Here is a 15,702-nt window from a genome sequence, read left to right as displayed (position 1 = left end):
TATGAAAGACGTTGTAGCGGCAATAGACATAGGTTCATACAGTATAAGGCTTGGCATAGCCACCAAAGAACCTTTTGAAGTAATCTTTGAAAAAGGAAACATAGTAGAATTAGGCACCGGGGTAAAAGAAACTGGCTTTATAAAAGAAGAAAAAATCAAAGAAGCTTTGGAAACTTTAAAAGATTTTAAAAACATAACAGATAGCTACAATGCTTCAAACATCATTGCAGTAGGTACAGAAGCTCTGAGAAGAGCAAAAAACGCCGATGAGTTTATAAAAAAAGTAAAAGAAGAAGTTGGTATAGATGTAAATATTATTAGCGGTGAAGAAGAAGGAGAGCTTTCTTTTAAAGCAAGCATATTTTCCCTGGGGCTTAAAAAAGACGCAGTTGTGATAGATCAAGGTGGTGGTTCCACAGAGTTTGTTTACGGTAAAAACTCACATATATACTTTATAAACTCTTTTCCTTTTGGTATAGTAAATCTTACAGAAGACTTTTTTAAGCATGACCCACCTACCGATGAAGAAATAAAAGCTCTTTTTGATTTTCTTGAAAAAAACATAAAACAAGTGCTAAAACCAGTGGATAGTATAGTGGCAATAGGAGGCACCATTACAACTATAGCAGCTCTTCACTATAGAGTATACCCATACAACGGCAGAATAATACACGGCAAAATCCTTTCTTTCGATGCTTTAGAAAAATGGTTCTGGAAGCTTGCAAAAATACCCATAGAAGAAAGAAAGAAATACAAAGAAATAGAAGACAAAAGAGCAAAGGCTATAGTATCTGGTATAGCCATATTTTATAAGGTTTTGGAGCTTTTCGAAAAAGATTACCTTATAATAAGCGACTTTGGATTAAAACATGCTCTTCTTTTAAAAGCAGCAGGGCTTATATAAAGCTAATCTTCACTAAAACGTTCTTCCTTCCAAGGGTCTCCTATATCGTGATAGCCTCTAAGCTCCCAAAATCCCTTTACGTTTTTATCCATAAACTCAAGAGCTTCCAAATATTTTGCACTTTTCCACGCATACAAAGAAGGGATCACAAGCCTTATAGGAAAACCGTGCCTTTTTGGGATAATTTCGCCGTTCATTTTATAAGCCAATATAGAGTTTTCATCGTAAAGATACTCTATAGGAAAGTTTGTGGTATATCCTTCAAGGCAATGAGCCATAACAAACTTGGCTTCTTTCTTTGGTTTTACCATCTCAAGGAGCTTTTTTGTTTTAATACCTTCCCAAACGATATCTTTTACGCTCCAAGTGGTAACGCAGTGAAAGTCCGCCACCACTTTGTCTTTTGCCATAGAAACAAACTCATCGTAAGTCATTTCTATAGGATTTTCTAAAAATCCAAAAAACTTCAACCTATACTTCGATAAATCAACATCTTTTATATCTTTTACTATATCGTAAACAACAGGTTTTGAAATCCATTTTTGTCCTTTTGGCAATCTATCTTTTTCCATAAGAAAAAATTTACATTCTTAGATTTTATAAGCTATGACCAAGCTACCTTTATTTTTAGCAGTGTTTTAAGTTAGCTTTTTTAGCTCTTCATCAAGATGTTTGTAAATCTCATCTATTTTTATACCCAAGTTTTCAATGTCTGTTTTTAACACCGTAGGATCAAAATAGTGATTCTTTGCGTTTAAAAAAGAAAACCTCTTGTCTTGATTTCTAAACATAGCTATCAAAGGTGTGGTATAATAGCTTCCCTTTTTATCTTGCCATGCAACATATCCCACAAATACATAAGGGTTGTCGTTCTTGATAAAACCGCTAAAACCAAGTATATCGCTTATAGTATTAGGGTAATATCCAAGTATATATTCTCTTAATTCTTGTAGAAACTGAGGCATTTCAACTGGTTGCTGGTCTATAGGAAGTTGTTCTTGTTCTATTTTTTCACTATCGTCATCAGAGTTAAATCTTATAACCTTACCCATCTTAAAACTCCAAAACGCTAGCTCCCCACGTAAGTCCTCCGCCCATAGCCGTTAATAGAATTTTATCTTTTCTTTTTAATAACCCTTTTTCAAAAGCCTCATACATGGCTATAGGTATGGAAGCAGCACTGGTGTTTGCATACTCTTGTATGTTTACATAAACTTTTGAACTTGGAACACCAAGTTTTTGCGCCAACGAGTTTATTATACGTATGTTTGCCTGATGAGGTATCACAAGAGATATTTCATCTATACTAACGCCTGCCTTTTCAATAGCCATTCTACAAGCAGCTTCCATGTTTCTTACAGCGTATTTAAACACCTCTTTTCCATTCATCTTTAGAAAACCGCATTTCTCAGCATAAAGAAGATCCTTGTACTTACCATCGGAAAACATAACGCTTGATAGTATATCCCCTTCTCCTTTTGTAATTACAGCAGCACCAGCCCCATCTCCAAAAAGCACACAGGTGCTCCTATCGGTCCAATCCACTATAGAAGAAAGTTTTTCTGCCCCTATAAGAAGTATTGAATTTACATTTGAGCTTTCTATGTAAGATTTTGCTATATCAAGCCCATACAAAAACCCACTACAAGCAGCCGATATATCAAAAGCAAATCTTGATTTTATATGCTGCTGGACTACACAAGCTACTGCTGGAAAAAGCATCTCTGGGCTTAAAGTGGCTACTATTATAAGATCTACTTCTTCTAAACCGGCTTTTTCAAGAGCCATCTTACCAGCTTTCACAGCCATATCGTATATAGACTCATCTTTTGCTATGTGTCTTCTTTTTATACCAGTTCTTGTAGTAATCCATTCATCGGAAGTATCAATGTTTTTTTCCAAATCCTCGTTGGTAACAACATGAGAAGGCACATAAATGCCTATAGACTTTATAGATACACCCATTATTGCTCCTTTAAAACTGGTTCTATATATTTTACAAAGTTTTCTTTCATCCTTTCGTTGAAGTGGTGAGATAAAAATGCCCTAGCTATCTTTATAGCGTTTTTTATGGCTTTCGCGTTGGCTCTACCATGTGTTATTATAACAGGTTTTTTTGCTCCTAAAAGCGGTGTACCACCGTATTCTTCAAAATCTACTTTTCTCTTAAAAGCGTTGATAGCTGGTTTCATCAAAAGTGCCCCAAGCTTACTTATTTTTCTTTTCATAACCTCTTCTTTTATCATATCTATAAGAGCCATACCAAGACTTTCAGATGCTTTTAAAACTATATTTCCTACAAACCCATCGCATACTATGACGTCAAAAGTGCCGTTGTATATATCTCTACCTTCAGCGTTTCCTTTGAAGTTTAACTTTGTTTCTTTTAAAAGCGGAAACGTTTCTTTTACAAGCTCATTGCCTTTCCCTTCTTCTTCTCCTATACTTAAAATACCTATGGTGGGGTTCTTTACACCCAGTATCTCTTCTGCGTAAGTATGCCCTATGATGGCAAAATCCAAAAGATGTCTTGGTCTACTATCAACGTTTGCTCCCACATCCACAAGCACCGTCTTCTTACCAAGCTTGTTTGGAAGAGCTACCGCTATAGCTGGTCTTTCTAAAAACTCCGACGATCCCACTACAAATTTACCTATCGCCAGCACAGCACCGGTGTTGCCAGCAGACACAAGAGCATCGGCTTGATTTTCCTTTAAAAGTTTACCAGCTATATATAAAGACGAGTTTTTTCTTTTTAACACAGAAGAAGGAGATGAGTTCATCTCAATCGAATCTTCAGAATTTATAATCTTTATATCCTCTCTTAATTTATACTTTTTCAATACTTGTCTTATAAGCTCTTCTTTCCCTACAAATAAAACTTCACAGTTTAGTTCATCTAAAGCTAGTATACCACCTTTTACTATCTCATCGGGGGCATAATCACCCCCCATACAGTCAAGCGCTATACGAAAGCTTTCCATTTATAGATAAATTACACTTCTAGTACTTGCTTATCTCTGTAATAACCGCAGTAAGGACAAGCCCTGTGTGGCATTGCAAATTCTCCACAATTTGGACATTTTACCACATTAAAAGATTTTAGCTTCGCAAAAAAAGCTTGCGCCCTTCTTTGGTTTCTTCTCCAACGAGAAGTCCTACGCTTTGGTACCGCCATTTTTTTCCTCCTTAGTTAGTAACTCTTTAAGTATAGCAAAACTTTTGTTTCCTTGCTCAACTTTTGACGGCAAACTGCAAGACTCTTCACATAAAAATTTTATAGGGATAGCACCTATAAGAGCATCCAAAACAACCTCAGAAGGATCAAACTCCTCCTGATCTATGTAGTAAGTGTAGAATTCTTCTTCTTTTAACATGTGTGATTTTGAATATGTTTCTAAACCTTTATCTAAAAGCTCAAAAACCTCGTCCAAAACTATATCAAATCCAAACTCCTTAAGGCAAACAGAACAAAAAGCCCTTACCTTAGCCTCTAACTTCAAAGATAACTCATATCTCATATAACCTTTTGGTGATATATTGATCTTCACATTGGCCTCAACGCTTTCTATATCCTCAGGTAAAAAATCTTTCCAAAAATCCTTTTTTATATCCTCTTCAAAAGAGTAAGTTTTTTGGCTTTTAAAAATATCTACAAGGTTTAAAATCTCCATATCACTTACCCCACACTCTAGTGGATAGATATCTATCCCCGCCATCTGGAAACACCGTCACAATGAGCCCACTTTCAAGCTCTTTGGCAAGTTTTATAGCACCAGCCAAGGCAGCTCCAGAAGATTGTCCTACGAAAAGTCCTTCTTCCTTGGCAAGTCTTCTTGTAAGTTCGTAAGCTTCTTCCGTATCTACAAAGATTGTTCTATCTAAAAACGTTTCATCAAAAATACCTGGTTTTATAGAAGATTCTATATGCTTTAGGCCTTCTATGCCATGAAATGGATAGGCTGGTTGGATGCCTATAACTTCTATGTTGGGATTATAAACCTTTAACCTTCTACCAGTACCCATTATAGTCCCACCGGTACCAATCCCTGCTACAAAATGAGTAATCTGACCTTTAGTTTGATTGTATATCTCTATACCTGTAGAGTAAAAATGAGCTTGCCAGTTGGCTTGGTTGTTGTATTGATCTAGATACACATACCTATCTGGATATTTTTTTACAAGGTCCCTTACGTAGAGTATCGCTCCGTCTGTGCCTTCCAAAGGATCAGTATAATGGGTTATAGCCCCATAAGCCTCCAGTATCTTTTTACGCTCTTCGCTTACGTTTGATGGCATAGCAAGCTCTACTTTTATACCAAGTGAAGCTCCCACCATAGCAAGCGCTATACCCGTATTGCCAGAGGTGGCGTCTATCACAGCCTTATCTTTTTGTATAATACCTTTTTTTATAGCGTTTAAAAACATAGAAAGAGCAGCCCTATCTTTTACAGAGCCACCTGGGTTTGTAGATTCAAGCTTTGCATATATTTTCACATTTGGGTTTATATCAAAAGCCTCTAAAACTTTTTTTATTCTTACCAAAGGTGTGTTGCCCACAAGCTCCAAAGAGCTTTCCCTTGGTTTTAAATAAGGCTCGTCGTGCTCTCCTAATACCCAAAAAATACCCTTTAAATTCATATCAGTTTCAAGCTTTTAAGATAATGCTCTATACCAGACTCCAAATCGTATTTAGGCTCGTAGCCAAGCTTTTCTTTGATAGCACTGATATCGGCTTCTGTATAATTTTGGTAAAACTCGTATGGACAGTCAAAATACTCTATTTCGTAGTTTGTACCCATAAGACGGTTTAAAACCTCTACTATATCGTTGAAACTTCTTGCTTTGCCATATCCTACGTTAAATATACCACTAGCATCGTATCTCTCCAAAGCTTTTATATTGGCCTGTAACACATCTTCTATATAAACAAAATCTCTTTTTTGCTCACCGTATTTAAAAAGCCTTGGGTTTTTGCCAGATTTCATCTGCATGGCCAGTTGATAAATCATGCTGGCGGTTTTGCCTTTGTATTGCTCTCCCATGCCGTATACGTTGAAGTATCTAAAACCCACTACCCTAAAAGAAGGATATTCTTCCATCTTATTTTTAACCATATTATCAGCCATTAGCTTTGAAAAGCCGTATACGTTTTCTGGTATAAGACCTCTATCTTCTTTCATAGGTGCTTCTGTATTGCCATACACTCCAGCAGAAGAAGCGTATATAAGCTTTGCATCCCATTTTATACAAGCATCTATTATATATTTCATGCTATTTGTGTTTACATCCATCATAAGCTTCTGATCCAGGATTGTGGTATCTGTAATAGCTCCGTTGTGAAATACCGCTTCAAAAGAGGCGTATTCTTTTTTAAGATATTCCCATAGATCTTTATCTTCTATAGCCCCTTCTATAACATCACCTTTAAACCCATAAAGGTTTTTGAAGTGTCCTGAAAAAAAGTTATCCACCACAAGGATATAAGCTTTTGGGTAAAGCTCTTGAAGTCTAAGGGCTATCCTTGAGCCTATAAAACCTGCTCCGCCTGTTATTAAAAATCTTCTCACAAAAATATTTTAACTTAAATAACGTATTTGTAAAGCCTCAATTATTATTTTATTAACAAAATATATTTATACACTAGAGCGATAACATCGCATTTTACTATTGCGTGGCAGACTTGTGGTGCGTGGCAGACTTGTCTGGGGTTGACAAGGGAACAGGCACTGGTAGTGTAAGAAATGCTACCAGCACACTATGATATATATCAAATCTTCCGATAGACATCTTTGGACAAACTTCTCTTAGTTTTTTGGCTTTTAAAAGAAATTTAACATATCACTTTTAGGAGGTAAAGCCCTATGCTTAAAACGTTTGTAATGCCACATGTAGCACCCATCACGGAAACCTTTGACCTTGAGAGGTCAAAAAGTGCTGTTCAAAACCTCATAAAGCTTGGTGGATACGAGCTTTTATCAAGATTTGTGGCTGTAGTAGATATGGGAAGCTCAAGCTCATTGCCCCAATCTGCAGACAACTACTACTTTGTCTTTGGCGATGTGATAAACGGCCAAGCTCTTATAATAGCCGATGCTTTGAAGTTTTGGACAAAAGAGCTAAGAGTATCTACTCATAAGAAAACTTCCATAAAAAGCTCAAAAACTGCCGAAGAGATAGCCATATTAGAAGACATATTAAAAGAGTTAAAAGACCAAAACCAAGAGGCTACAATCCAAAACATCATAAACTCTTTAGAAAAAAGGAAAAAGACAAGCTCCAAAACCCCAACCTTAGGAACGGTACTATCTAACTCTGGCAAACAGGACATAGTAAGCGTTGGAAGATGTGTTATAAGAAAGCTTGAATCTGAGATAAGAAGCAAAAAAGATAGAAAAACCGGCCAAGTGGTCTTGTATCGCTCCTGCGATCAACTAACCTAAACTAATTACCCCCCTTTTGTGGGGGATTTAAAAGGAGGTAGTTTTATGGATTTTAAAATAATAAGCTTGTTGATAGAAGATATACCAAAATTTGTAAAGCTCATAGAAGATGTTGAGGTTCTTGTAGAAAATACAAAGGATCCTCATCAAAAAAATTTGCTTTTGGAGATTGTGGATATACTGGAAGAGATAGCGCCAAGACTTCAAAGCGTGTTAAAAGATTTAGAAGAGATAGGATAAAGGAGAATGCTATGAAAGAAAAGGCTATTCTAGAAAAGATATTTGTATCCCAAGACAACCAAGATATCAGGTCAAAGATAAAAGCTTTAATCGGCAATGATATACCAAGCATAATAGAAGCTTGGGCAAATTATATAGGATACCAAACGCTATACAATAATGACATAATAGAGCTTTTATTAAAAGCAAATATACTAGATGATGAATTTGCAAAATTTCTCCAAAGCTTACAGGCCATAAAATCTACCAAAAACAGAATGTCTAAACAAGAGTTTTTAAGCTTGTTCAAAGAACTCATATCTAATACAGGTTATATGTATAGCGCCCTACCCTATATAGAGGATATAATAACTTACTTAGGACAAGCTTTATATCTTATCATGTTAAGTGGTCTTGATGTAAAACCTTTTAGTTTCGTGCTTTTAAAAGCAAAGCACCAACAAACTCTTTATAAAAACCCTCAAAATCAATCCGAATCCATAAAGCAAATAGAATACACAGCACACGCAAAGATCAAAAGCCTAAAGGTAAAGCAAACCATAAAGCCACCGCCTCCAGAACAACCAGCACAACAACAGGCACAACAAACACAACAAATTCCACCACCTCCACAAACAGGCTCATATCTTTAAGATGGAATGGTAAAGCATAGGTTCCGGGCTGATGCATTTGATAGATTTTAATACTTGGAGGGCTTTTGCCCTCTTTTTATATTTATTTTATATTGATGTTGTAAAATAATACCATGAACACATGGAAAGCAATAGCGAAACAGCAAATGGCATTTTCTCATTACTCAAGCACAGTGGTAATAATACTTTCTATCATATTTGCCATAGGTATACTAGCTATACTTGTGGTAGCTTTAAAAAGTGAATAGAGCGGTAACGCCCGCATTTTACTTCGTAGATTGACTAAAGAGCAGGCAAAATAGCTAAAGCTAAAAAGTAAATAGAGCGGTAACGTCCGCATTTCACTTGGTGGGTTAGCGAGGGAACAGGTACTGGTAGTGTAAGAAATGCTTCCAGCACACTAGAGCGTTATCAACGCGTTTTACATCGTAGGTTGATGAAAGAGCAGGCAAAAGAGCTAAAGCTAAAAATAGATAGAGCGATGGAATCGCATTTCACTTCGTGGGTTGACGAGGGAACAGGTACTGGTAGTGTAAGAAATGCTACAAGTCTACCACGGCTTAGCACACTAGAGCGGTAACGTCCGCATTTTACTATTGCGTGGCATACTTGTCGTGGGTTAGCGAGGGAACAGGTACACACGCGTAAGACATGCTACACACACTAGAGTTATAATAAACTAATGGACATTTGGCATAGCATAATGAATTTTATACATATGTTGGAAGGCACACCCTATCAAGGACATACGCATTGTTACAATTGTATGTTTCAAACAGGACAAATACCAAACGTATTTAAGATGTACGCCCAAAGGCTTGTAGAAACCGTTGTGATAGGTGCGGTTTTAATATTTATTTTTTCTAAAATCGTAAAACACGAAGAAGATAGGATAAACAAAGAAGACTAATTATGATAAAACTTCTACTACAATCTAAATTTCTTACTAATTTAATAGTTAGTATTTATTAACCACGCATTTTTAGGAGGTGTTCTATGAAAACGCTTAAAACGGTAGAAAGATTTACATTGCCAGAAGGCTTTGAATCTTTTGAAAACCATGTGGCTATACCAATAAAAGCCCCAAAGGAAAATAGCCCTATAAAAATATCACCACTTTTTGGAGAAGTGAAGTTTTTTGCTTTTTACGATAAAAACTCAAAAACCATTAAAACCCTAAGAAACCCGGTAGAAAGGGGCGGTATGGTGATAAGGTTTTTGCTATCTCTTGGTGTAAGAGAACTTATAGTCCTACATATGGGACAAGGAGCTTACAATCTCGCTATAGCAAACGGTATGAAGGTGTATTTTGCCGAAGATGACAAAATAAGTTTTGATGAGCTTTTAAGAAAATATGAATCTAACGAACTTACCCTCGTAACCCCTGATAAGTTTGAGCTTCTTATAAGATTTAGCTGCAGTAATCATCACCATCATCATTAAAAGATAATTTGCTATAATACTTTTCATGTTAAAAGCTTACAAAAACTTTTATCCAAAAATAGGTAGCGGTGTATATATAGCAGATAACGCTTTTGTAATAGGAGATGTTGAGCTTGGAGATGATGTTAGCGTATGGTTTGGCACTGTCATAAGAGGAGATGTAAATTATATAAAAATTGGCGATAGAACAAACATTCAAGATAACTCCGTAATCCATGTAACCCACAACACGCATCCAACCATCATAGGACACGATGTCACTATAGGGCACGGGGCTATAATACACGGATGCACTATAAAAAATTTTGTATTGGTGGGAATGGGAGCTACCATCATGGACGGAGCTACAATAGAAGATTTTGTCTTGGTAGGGGCAAGAGCCCTCATAACCCCAAACAAACATATACCAAGCGGTGTTTTGGTGGCAGGAAGCCCAGCTAAAATAGTAAGGGACTTAAAACCAGAAGAGATAGAGCTTATAAAAGAATCAGCTTCAAACTATGTAAGATATAAAAATAATTATTTAGCAAATCCTTAAACGTGTCTGGCGGGATTCGAACCCGCAATCTCAGGTTCCGGAGACCTGCGCTTTATCCGTTAAGCTACAGACACTTTATCCTTTGATATTTATTTTAACCTATAAAAAAACCAAAACAGCATATTTTGTATAGGTCCAAATAGATTATAAACACAGAGTGTTGAAAACATGTTTCAAATAAGCATGTTCTTAAAAGACTCTAAATCCACGATGTAAGAAATGCCCGTTGGTACACAGAGTGTTGAAAACATGTTTCAAATAAGCATGTTCTTAACAAACACTTATCTCACAATGTAAGAAATGCCCGTTAGCACACTTTGATGTATAATTAATACTATGGGTTTAAGATTTTTAAGTGCTGGTGAGTCTCATGGACAAGCTCTTATATCTATATTAGAAGGGTTGCCATCAAACCTTGAAGTGGATATAGATTTTATAAACAACGAACTAAGAAGAAGACAAGGCGGATACGGAAGGGGCGGGCGTATGGCTATAGAGCAAGACAAAGCCAATATCTTATCTGGGGTTAGGTTTGGAAAAACCACCGGTGCTCCTATAGCCATAGAGATAAAAAACAAAGATTGGGAAAACTGGCAAAACAAAATGGCTCCTTTTGGTCAAAAACCAGAAGATTTTAAAGATTTTACAAGGCCAAGACCTGGACATGCTGATTTGATAGGTGGTATAAAATACAATCAAAAAGACTTAAGAAACGTCTTAGAAAGGGCTTCTGCCAGAGAAACCGCTTCAAGAGTAGCGATAGGGGCTTTTTGTAAGCTTTTATTAAAAGCTTTAAACATAGAAGTTTATAGTTATGTCTTAAGCGTTGGGAAAATATCTGCAACACCACCATCTGACGATCCTTCTATCAATGCCAAAGAAGCTGAAAAGTCTGTCGTAAGATTTGTAGACCCAGCCAAAGACCAAGAGGTAATAGAGTATATTGACAAAGCTAAAGAACAAGGGGAAAGTCTTGGTGGAATATTTGAGGTAGTGGCTGTAAATGTACCACCTGGGCTTGGATCTTATATACAATGGGACAAAAGGATAGACGGGGATATAGCAAAAGCTATGATGAGCATTCAAGCTATAAAGGGAGTGGAGATAGGACTTGGTTTTAAGGGGGCTACGCTTTTTGGATCAAAAGTGATGGATGAGATAGGATACGAAAACGGTTATACTAGGTATTCAAACAATCTCGGTGGCACCGAAGGTGGTATGACAAATGGAATGCCTATAGTAGTAAGAGCTGCCATGAAACCCATACCTACTCTTATGAACCCTTTAAGAAGCGTAGATATTATCTCAAAAGAACCGATAAAAGCCAGCAAAGAAAGAAGCGATGTAACAGCCATAGCAGCTGCTTCAGTTGTAGGAGAAGCCATGCTTAGTTTTGTAATAGCTCATCATATATTAGAAAAATTTGGCGCAGATTCCATGGAAGAGCTTATAATAAATTATAACCAATACCTTGAATACGTGAGGTCATTTTAATGAAAATAGCTATACCAATAACCGATGAAAATTTTGATGAGGTTTTAGTAAAAGCCAGAAATGCGGATATTTTAGAATTTAGAGTAGATTACTTTTCCAACAAAGATATAAGCTTTGTATCTGGGCTTTTAAAAAAAGCAAAAGAAAATGGTTTTGAAACGATACTAACTATAAGAAGTGAAAAAGAAGGCGGAGCTTATGTAGAAAACAGAGTAGAAATGTTTGAAAAGCTTATGCCTTTATCTGATTATACAGATATAGAGCTTTCTTCCACAGATATAATAACCTATATATCAAGACTCTCAAAAGAGTACAACAAAAAACTTATCGTCTCTTATCACAACTTTGAAATGACACCGGCAAACTTTGTTATAAAAGAAACCATAAGAGAAGCCCTAAGATATGGAGATATTCCAAAAATCGCTTTAAAAGCAAACTCCTACGAAGATGTGGCAAGGCTTATGTGTAGTGCTAGCGATATAAAAACACCAAAAATACTCATATCTATGGGAGAGTTTGGCAAAATCTCAAGAATAGCTGGGTTTATCTTCGGTTCTTTCATAAGCTACGCATATTTGGAAAAACCAAACGCCCCAGGACAGCTTTCTTTAGAAGAGATGCTTAAACTAAAAGAGATGTTTTATTTAAGATAATTTACCATAACTTTAGAGCGGTGGAATCGCATTTTACTATTGCGTGGCATACTTGTCGTAGGTTGATGAAGACAGCTACATAGGAGGTAAGAAATGTTTAACCACACTATCAAAAACCTCTCGCAAGGTTTCTATCGGAGGGATACCAACATCTATAACTGGTTCTATTTTGCTTGGTTCAAAATCTTTAAAAGATTGTTCTAATAAAATCCTAAAAACTTGTTCTAATCCTTCATGAAAGTTAACATTTTCGTTAAATATATATAGATCTGTAGCCTTATCGTAAGCGTTTAGGTTGTAATCGCTAAGGTTTTTTATATCTATGTCTGTGCCTATGGCGTAAGCTTTGCCGTAAGCTATGGCAAACTCTTGAGGTATGTAATTCTGAGCATAGCATTCCATCTCTACAGCCTTTAGTACATCATCAGTAATGGGAAGACCTACTATGTAAAGAGCAGAATCCTCTTTTACATTACCAGATTCGTCGTAAGCTCTTAGCTGTATATAATAACTCCAAGATTTTAAATTCATAGTTTAAAATTTAGATTTAGTTTGCATTTATGCTATGATTTTTCATATTAAACTTTTCTAACATCTCGTTTTTAAAATCCAAAAACCTACCTTGGATTATAGCTTCTCTGGCTTTTTTGGTAAGATTTAAGAAAAAGTGAAGATTGTGAATAGTATTTAAAATATAAGAAGATATTTCCTCCATCATAAAAAGATGTCTCAAATAAGCCCTTGAAAAGTTTTTACATGTATAGCATTCACATTCTTCATCCACAGGTCTTGGGTCTTCTTTGTAGCGCTCATGTCTTAAAACAAGTTCACCTTTTGATGTGTATAAAAGCCCAGTACGAGCGTTTCTTGTAGGTATTACACAATCAAACATATCAACACCAAGAGAAATGGCTTCCAATATATCCTCTGGTTTTCCAACGCCCATAAGATAATGGGGTTTATCAAACGGCAGTTCTTCTACAACGTAATAGGTCATAGAATACATGATATCTTTTGACTCCCCCACAGACAACCCGCCAATAGAATAACCATCCATATCAAATTCTACAGTGAGTCTTGCAGAAAGCTTTCTCAAATCTTTGTATTCACCACCTTGAACAATGCCAAAAAGCATTTGGTCTTTTCGTTTTTTGGCTTTTTTAGAACGCTCTAACCATCTTATAGTCCTATAAAGAGCTTCTTTTGTATATTCGTAAGAAGCCGGAAGTGATATACACTCATCTATTGGCATCATGATATCTGAGCCAAATATCTCTTGAATTTCTATCACTCTCTCAGGGCTAAAAAGATGTTTGTCCCCTTGAAGGTGGTCTTTAAAATAAACTCCATCATCTGTTATCTTAACGTTTGAGCTGTTTTTCTTAGACAAAGAAAACACTTGAAAACCACCACTATCTGTAAGAATAGGCTTATTCCAGTTGATAAATTTATGAAGACCTCCAAACTTTTCTATAAGCTCAGGTCCTGGCCTTAGGTAAAGATGATAAGTATTTCCAAGGATGATTTGAGTACCAAGCTCTTCTAACAAACGGTGGGTCATGGCTTTTACAGTACCCTTTGTACCCACCGGCATAAAAACAGGTGTTAATATATCACCATGTGAAGTAGATAAAACTCCAGCCCTTGCTAAACCATCGGTTTTTTCTATCTTAAACATCAACTAATATCAATCCGCAGATAAAATAGCCCCCTCTGAAGCATCTTTTACGAGTTTTCTATAACGCTTAAGCCATGAGCTTTTGATAGGTTTTTCCTTTGGTTTAAAAGCTTTTAAACGAGCATCAAACTCTTCTTGAGATATTAAAAGCTCAAGTTTTCTATTGGGTATATCTATAAGTATTTCATCACCATCTTGAACAATACCGATAGGACCACCAGCTGCTGCTTCTGGGGAAACATGACCTACGCAAGCTCCCCTTGTGCCACCAGAAAATCTTCCATCTGTAATAAGAGCCACAGAACTTCCAAGTCCCATGCCCATTATGGTGGAAGTAGGACTTAGCATCTCTCTCATACCAGGCCCGCCTTTTGGACCTTCGTATCTTATGACCACCACATGGCCTGGTTTTACCTTTCCACCTCTTATGCCATCTATAGCTTCTTCTTCAGAATCGAAACAAATAGCTTTGCCTTTGAATTGTAGCATTTCTTTGGCAACACCGGCAGTTTTTACCACGCTTCCTTTTGGTGCCAAATTACCAAATAGTATAGCAAGACCGCCATCTTTTGAATAAGCGTTGTCTATACGTCTTATTACGTTTTCATCCATTATTTCTACATCTTTTACAATTTCTTCTATAGTTTTTGTAGTAACTGTTCTTTGTTTGCCGTCAAGTAAACCATTTCTAAGAAGCTCTTTCATGATAGCACTTATTCCGCCAGCCCTATCCAAATCCTCCATGTGATAATCTGAAGAAGGGGATATTTTGCAAAGAGTAGGTGTTTCTCTTGAGATTTTATCTATATCTTCCATTTTGTACTCTATACCTGCTTCTCTTGCAATAGCCAAAAGATGAAGCACAGTGTTGGAAGATCCACCCATAGCTATATCCACTCTAAAAGCATTGTCAAAAGATGCCTTTGTAACTATATCCCTTGGTTTTAAATCTATCTTCACAAGTTCTACTATTTGTCTTGCAGCAGCCCTTGCAAGCATTTCTCTTCTTGGGTCTATGGCTAAGATAGTACCGTTTCCTGGGAGTCCAAGACCAAGCACTTCAGTAAGGCAGTTCATAGAGTTTGCCGTAAAAAGCCCAGAACAAGAACCACAAGAAGGACAAGCGTTTTGCTCTATAACAAGAAGATCTTTTTCTGTTATCTCGCCTTTGTTTAGCTTGCCAACCCCTTCAAAAACAGATATAAGATCTACTTTTTTATCTCCTATTTTACCAGCAGCCATGGGACCGCCGCTTATAAACACCGTAGGCACGTTTACTCTAAGAGCACCCATTAGCATACCGGGGACTATTTTATCGCAGTTTGGTATGCAGATAAGACCATCGAGCTGATGAGCTTCTACAACGGTTTCTATAGCATCTGCTATAAGCTCTCTACTTGGCAAAGAGTAGTGCATACCGTAATGTCCCATTGCTATACCGTCATCTACACCTATGGTGTTAAACTCTACTGGTATAGCACCTGCTTTTCTAATCTCTTCTTTTATAGGCTCTACAAATTCTCTAAGATGTACATGCCCAGGCACAATATCTATATAAGAATTAGCAACACCTATGATAGGTTTTCCAAAATCCTCATCTTTAAAACCACAAGCCCTCAGTAAAGATCTATGCGGGGCTTTGTCATAACCTTTTTGTATTATATCGCTTCTCATAAA

General features: G+C 36.6%; 21 protein-coding genes and 1 tRNA gene. 10 read left to right on the top strand and 12 right to left on the bottom strand.

Annotation, left to right across the window (positions count from 1 at the left end; all coding sequences use genetic code 11):
* The first annotated feature begins 1 nt into the window (after window position 1).
* Window positions 2-904 (top strand): Ppx/GppA phosphatase family protein, encoded by a 903-nt coding sequence (locus tag HYD3684_RS01210; protein WP_015418877.1) that lies wholly within the window; start codon window positions 2-4, stop codon window positions 902-904.
* A gap of 2 nt (window positions 905-906) precedes the next feature.
* Here the strand turns inward: HYD3684_RS01210 and HYD3684_RS01205 are convergent, their stop codons facing one another.
* From HYD3684_RS01205 to rfaD, 8 genes are all read right to left on the bottom strand, one after another.
* Window positions 907-1,476: a sulfite oxidase-like oxidoreductase gene (locus HYD3684_RS01205; protein ID WP_015418876.1), complete on the bottom strand. Its 570-nt coding sequence runs from the start codon at window positions 1,474-1,476 to the stop codon at window positions 907-909.
* Between the two features lie 66 nt (window positions 1,477-1,542).
* On the bottom strand, window positions 1,543-1,956 hold the full coding sequence (locus HYD3684_RS01200; protein ID WP_015418875.1) for a hypothetical protein: 414 nt from the start codon (window positions 1,954-1,956) through the stop codon (window positions 1,543-1,545).
* Between the two features lies 1 nt (window position 1,957).
* On the bottom strand, window positions 1,958-2,869 hold the full coding sequence (locus HYD3684_RS01195) for a beta-ketoacyl-ACP synthase III (RefSeq protein ID WP_015418874.1): 912 nt from the start codon (window positions 2,867-2,869) through the stop codon (window positions 1,958-1,960).
* Window positions 2,869-3,888, bottom strand: a complete 1,020-nt coding sequence (gene plsX, locus HYD3684_RS01190) for a phosphate acyltransferase PlsX (RefSeq protein WP_015418873.1) — start codon at window positions 3,886-3,888, stop codon at window positions 2,869-2,871. Before plsX ends, HYD3684_RS01195 begins: the two co-directional genes overlap by 1 nt.
* Window positions 3,889-3,899: 11 nt before the next feature.
* Window positions 3,900-4,082 carry a 50S ribosomal protein L32 gene (gene rpmF, locus HYD3684_RS01185; RefSeq protein ID WP_015418872.1) on the bottom strand — a complete coding sequence of 61 codons (183 nt, stop codon included), beginning with the start codon at window positions 4,080-4,082 and terminating at the stop codon, window positions 3,900-3,902.
* A complete protein-coding gene (locus HYD3684_RS01180) occupies window positions 4,063-4,578 on the bottom strand; it encodes a DUF177 domain-containing protein (RefSeq protein ID WP_015418871.1) in 516 nt (171 codons plus the stop codon). The genes rpmF and HYD3684_RS01180 overlap by 20 nt, the downstream gene beginning before the upstream one ends.
* Window position 4,579: 1 nt before the next feature.
* The gene (cysM, locus tag HYD3684_RS01175; protein ID WP_015418870.1) at window positions 4,580-5,545 is read right to left on the bottom strand and encodes a cysteine synthase B; all 966 of its coding nucleotides are present in this window, start codon (window positions 5,543-5,545) and stop codon (window positions 4,580-4,582) included.
* Window positions 5,542-6,474, bottom strand: coding sequence for an ADP-glyceromanno-heptose 6-epimerase (rfaD, locus tag HYD3684_RS01170; RefSeq protein WP_015418869.1), 933 nt, complete (start codon window positions 6,472-6,474; stop codon window positions 5,542-5,544). The genes cysM and rfaD overlap by 4 nt, the downstream gene beginning before the upstream one ends.
* 294 nt (window positions 6,475-6,768) lie before the next feature.
* Between rfaD and HYD3684_RS01165 the strand changes: the two genes are divergently transcribed.
* From HYD3684_RS01165 to HYD3684_RS01140, 7 genes are all read left to right on the top strand, one after another.
* A complete protein-coding gene (locus tag HYD3684_RS01165; protein ID WP_015418868.1) occupies window positions 6,769-7,347 on the top strand; it encodes a hypothetical protein in 579 nt (192 codons plus the stop codon).
* Window positions 7,348-7,392: 45 nt separating this feature from the next.
* Window positions 7,393-7,587, top strand: a complete 195-nt coding sequence (locus HYD3684_RS01160; RefSeq protein WP_015418867.1) for a hypothetical protein — start codon at window positions 7,393-7,395, stop codon at window positions 7,585-7,587.
* Between the two features lie 11 nt (window positions 7,588-7,598).
* The gene (locus HYD3684_RS01155; RefSeq protein WP_015418866.1) at window positions 7,599-8,219 is read left to right on the top strand and encodes a hypothetical protein; all 621 of its coding nucleotides are present in this window, start codon (window positions 7,599-7,601) and stop codon (window positions 8,217-8,219) included.
* Between the two features lie 113 nt (window positions 8,220-8,332).
* Window positions 8,333-8,467 (top strand): hypothetical protein, encoded by a 135-nt coding sequence (locus HYD3684_RS08480; protein WP_015418865.1) that lies wholly within the window; start codon window positions 8,333-8,335, stop codon window positions 8,465-8,467.
* Between the two features lie 434 nt (window positions 8,468-8,901).
* Window positions 8,902-9,129, top strand: coding sequence for a hypothetical protein (locus tag HYD3684_RS01150; RefSeq protein WP_015418864.1), 228 nt, complete (start codon window positions 8,902-8,904; stop codon window positions 9,127-9,129).
* Window positions 9,130-9,215: 86 nt separating this feature from the next.
* Window positions 9,216-9,662, top strand: a complete 447-nt coding sequence (locus tag HYD3684_RS01145) for a NifB/NifX family molybdenum-iron cluster-binding protein (RefSeq protein ID WP_015418863.1) — start codon at window positions 9,216-9,218, stop codon at window positions 9,660-9,662.
* 25 nt (window positions 9,663-9,687) lie between these two features.
* A complete protein-coding gene (locus HYD3684_RS01140; RefSeq protein WP_015418862.1) occupies window positions 9,688-10,200 on the top strand; it encodes a gamma carbonic anhydrase family protein in 513 nt (170 codons plus the stop codon).
* Between the two features lies 1 nt (window position 10,201).
* Here HYD3684_RS01140 and HYD3684_RS01135 read toward each other — a convergent pair.
* Window positions 10,202-10,274: transfer RNA gene (locus HYD3684_RS01135), tRNA-Arg, on the bottom strand.
* A gap of 262 nt (window positions 10,275-10,536) precedes the next feature.
* Between HYD3684_RS01135 and aroC the strand changes: the two genes are divergently transcribed.
* Together aroC and aroD are read left to right on the top strand one after the other, a co-directional pair.
* Entirely contained in the window at window positions 10,537-11,694 is a 1,158-nt protein-coding gene (gene aroC, locus HYD3684_RS01130; protein ID WP_015418861.1) for a chorismate synthase, read from the top strand.
* Entirely contained in the window at window positions 11,694-12,347 is a 654-nt protein-coding gene (aroD, locus tag HYD3684_RS01125; RefSeq protein ID WP_015418860.1) for a type I 3-dehydroquinate dehydratase, read from the top strand. The genes aroC and aroD overlap by 1 nt, the downstream gene beginning before the upstream one ends.
* A gap of 75 nt (window positions 12,348-12,422) precedes the next feature.
* On the opposite strand, the gene HYD3684_RS01120 is transcribed toward aroD, so the two are convergent.
* From HYD3684_RS01120 to ilvD, 3 genes are read right to left on the bottom strand one after another with little or no spacing between them, the layout of a single operon-like run.
* The gene (locus HYD3684_RS01120) at window positions 12,423-12,878 is read right to left on the bottom strand and encodes a hypothetical protein (RefSeq protein WP_015418859.1); all 456 of its coding nucleotides are present in this window, start codon (window positions 12,876-12,878) and stop codon (window positions 12,423-12,425) included.
* A 16-nt stretch (window positions 12,879-12,894) separates the two neighbouring features.
* Window positions 12,895-14,025: a tRNA guanosine(34) transglycosylase Tgt gene (gene tgt / locus HYD3684_RS01115; protein ID WP_015418858.1), complete on the bottom strand. Its 1,131-nt coding sequence runs from the start codon at window positions 14,023-14,025 to the stop codon at window positions 12,895-12,897.
* Window positions 14,026-14,034: 9 nt separating this feature from the next.
* Window positions 14,035-15,699 carry a dihydroxy-acid dehydratase gene (ilvD, locus tag HYD3684_RS01110; RefSeq protein WP_015418857.1) on the bottom strand — a complete coding sequence of 555 codons (1,665 nt, stop codon included), beginning with the start codon at window positions 15,697-15,699 and terminating at the stop codon, window positions 14,035-14,037.
* Window positions 15,700-15,702 lie beyond the last annotated feature (3 nt).

The sequence above is a fragment of the Hydrogenobaculum sp. 3684 genome (assembly GCF_000213785.1).
Lineage (GTDB): Bacteria > Aquificota > Aquificia > Aquificales > Aquificaceae > Hydrogenobaculum.
Note: the sequence above shows the minus strand (reverse complement) of the source record. Positions and strands in the feature narration are given on the sequence as shown.

Coding starts and splice junctions, on each gene's coding strand:
- rpmF (WP_015418872.1), bottom strand. CDS start 4,082: ATGGCGGTACCAAAGCGTAGGACTTCTCGTTGGAGAAGAAACCAAAGA.
- HYD3684_RS01140 (WP_015418862.1), top strand. CDS start 9,688: ATGTTAAAAGCTTACAAAAACTTTTATCCAAAAATAGGTAGCGGTGTA.
- cysM (WP_015418870.1), bottom strand. CDS start 5,545: ATGAATTTAAAGGGTATTTTTTGGGTATTAGGAGAGCACGACGAGCCT.
- ilvD (WP_015418857.1), bottom strand. CDS start 15,699: ATGAGAAGCGATATAATACAAAAAGGTTATGACAAAGCCCCGCATAGA.
- plsX (WP_015418873.1), bottom strand. CDS start 3,888: ATGGAAAGCTTTCGTATAGCGCTTGACTGTATGGGGGGTGATTATGCC.
- HYD3684_RS01205 (WP_015418876.1), bottom strand. CDS start 1,476: ATGGAAAAAGATAGATTGCCAAAAGGACAAAAATGGATTTCAAAACCT.
- HYD3684_RS08480 (WP_015418865.1), top strand. CDS start 8,333: ATGAACACATGGAAAGCAATAGCGAAACAGCAAATGGCATTTTCTCAT.
- aroC (WP_015418861.1), top strand. CDS start 10,537: ATGGGTTTAAGATTTTTAAGTGCTGGTGAGTCTCATGGACAAGCTCTT.
- HYD3684_RS01165 (WP_015418868.1), top strand. CDS start 6,769: ATGCTTAAAACGTTTGTAATGCCACATGTAGCACCCATCACGGAAACC.
- HYD3684_RS01195 (WP_015418874.1), bottom strand. CDS start 2,869: ATGGGTGTATCTATAAAGTCTATAGGCATTTATGTGCCTTCTCATGTT.
- tgt (WP_015418858.1), bottom strand. CDS start 14,025: ATGTTTAAGATAGAAAAAACCGATGGTTTAGCAAGGGCTGGAGTTTTA.
- HYD3684_RS01150 (WP_015418864.1), top strand. CDS start 8,902: ATGGACATTTGGCATAGCATAATGAATTTTATACATATGTTGGAAGGC.
- HYD3684_RS01200 (WP_015418875.1), bottom strand. CDS start 1,956: ATGGGTAAGGTTATAAGATTTAACTCTGATGACGATAGTGAAAAAATA.
- aroD (WP_015418860.1), top strand. CDS start 11,694: ATGAAAATAGCTATACCAATAACCGATGAAAATTTTGATGAGGTTTTA.
- HYD3684_RS01160 (WP_015418867.1), top strand. CDS start 7,393: ATGGATTTTAAAATAATAAGCTTGTTGATAGAAGATATACCAAAATTT.
- HYD3684_RS01180 (WP_015418871.1), bottom strand. CDS start 4,578: ATGGAGATTTTAAACCTTGTAGATATTTTTAAAAGCCAAAAAACTTAC.
- HYD3684_RS01145 (WP_015418863.1), top strand. CDS start 9,216: ATGAAAACGCTTAAAACGGTAGAAAGATTTACATTGCCAGAAGGCTTT.
- HYD3684_RS01120 (WP_015418859.1), bottom strand. CDS start 12,878: ATGAATTTAAAATCTTGGAGTTATTATATACAGCTAAGAGCTTACGAC.
- HYD3684_RS01210 (WP_015418877.1), top strand. CDS start 2: ATGAAAGACGTTGTAGCGGCAATAGACATAGGTTCATACAGTATAAGG.
- HYD3684_RS01155 (WP_015418866.1), top strand. CDS start 7,599: ATGAAAGAAAAGGCTATTCTAGAAAAGATATTTGTATCCCAAGACAAC.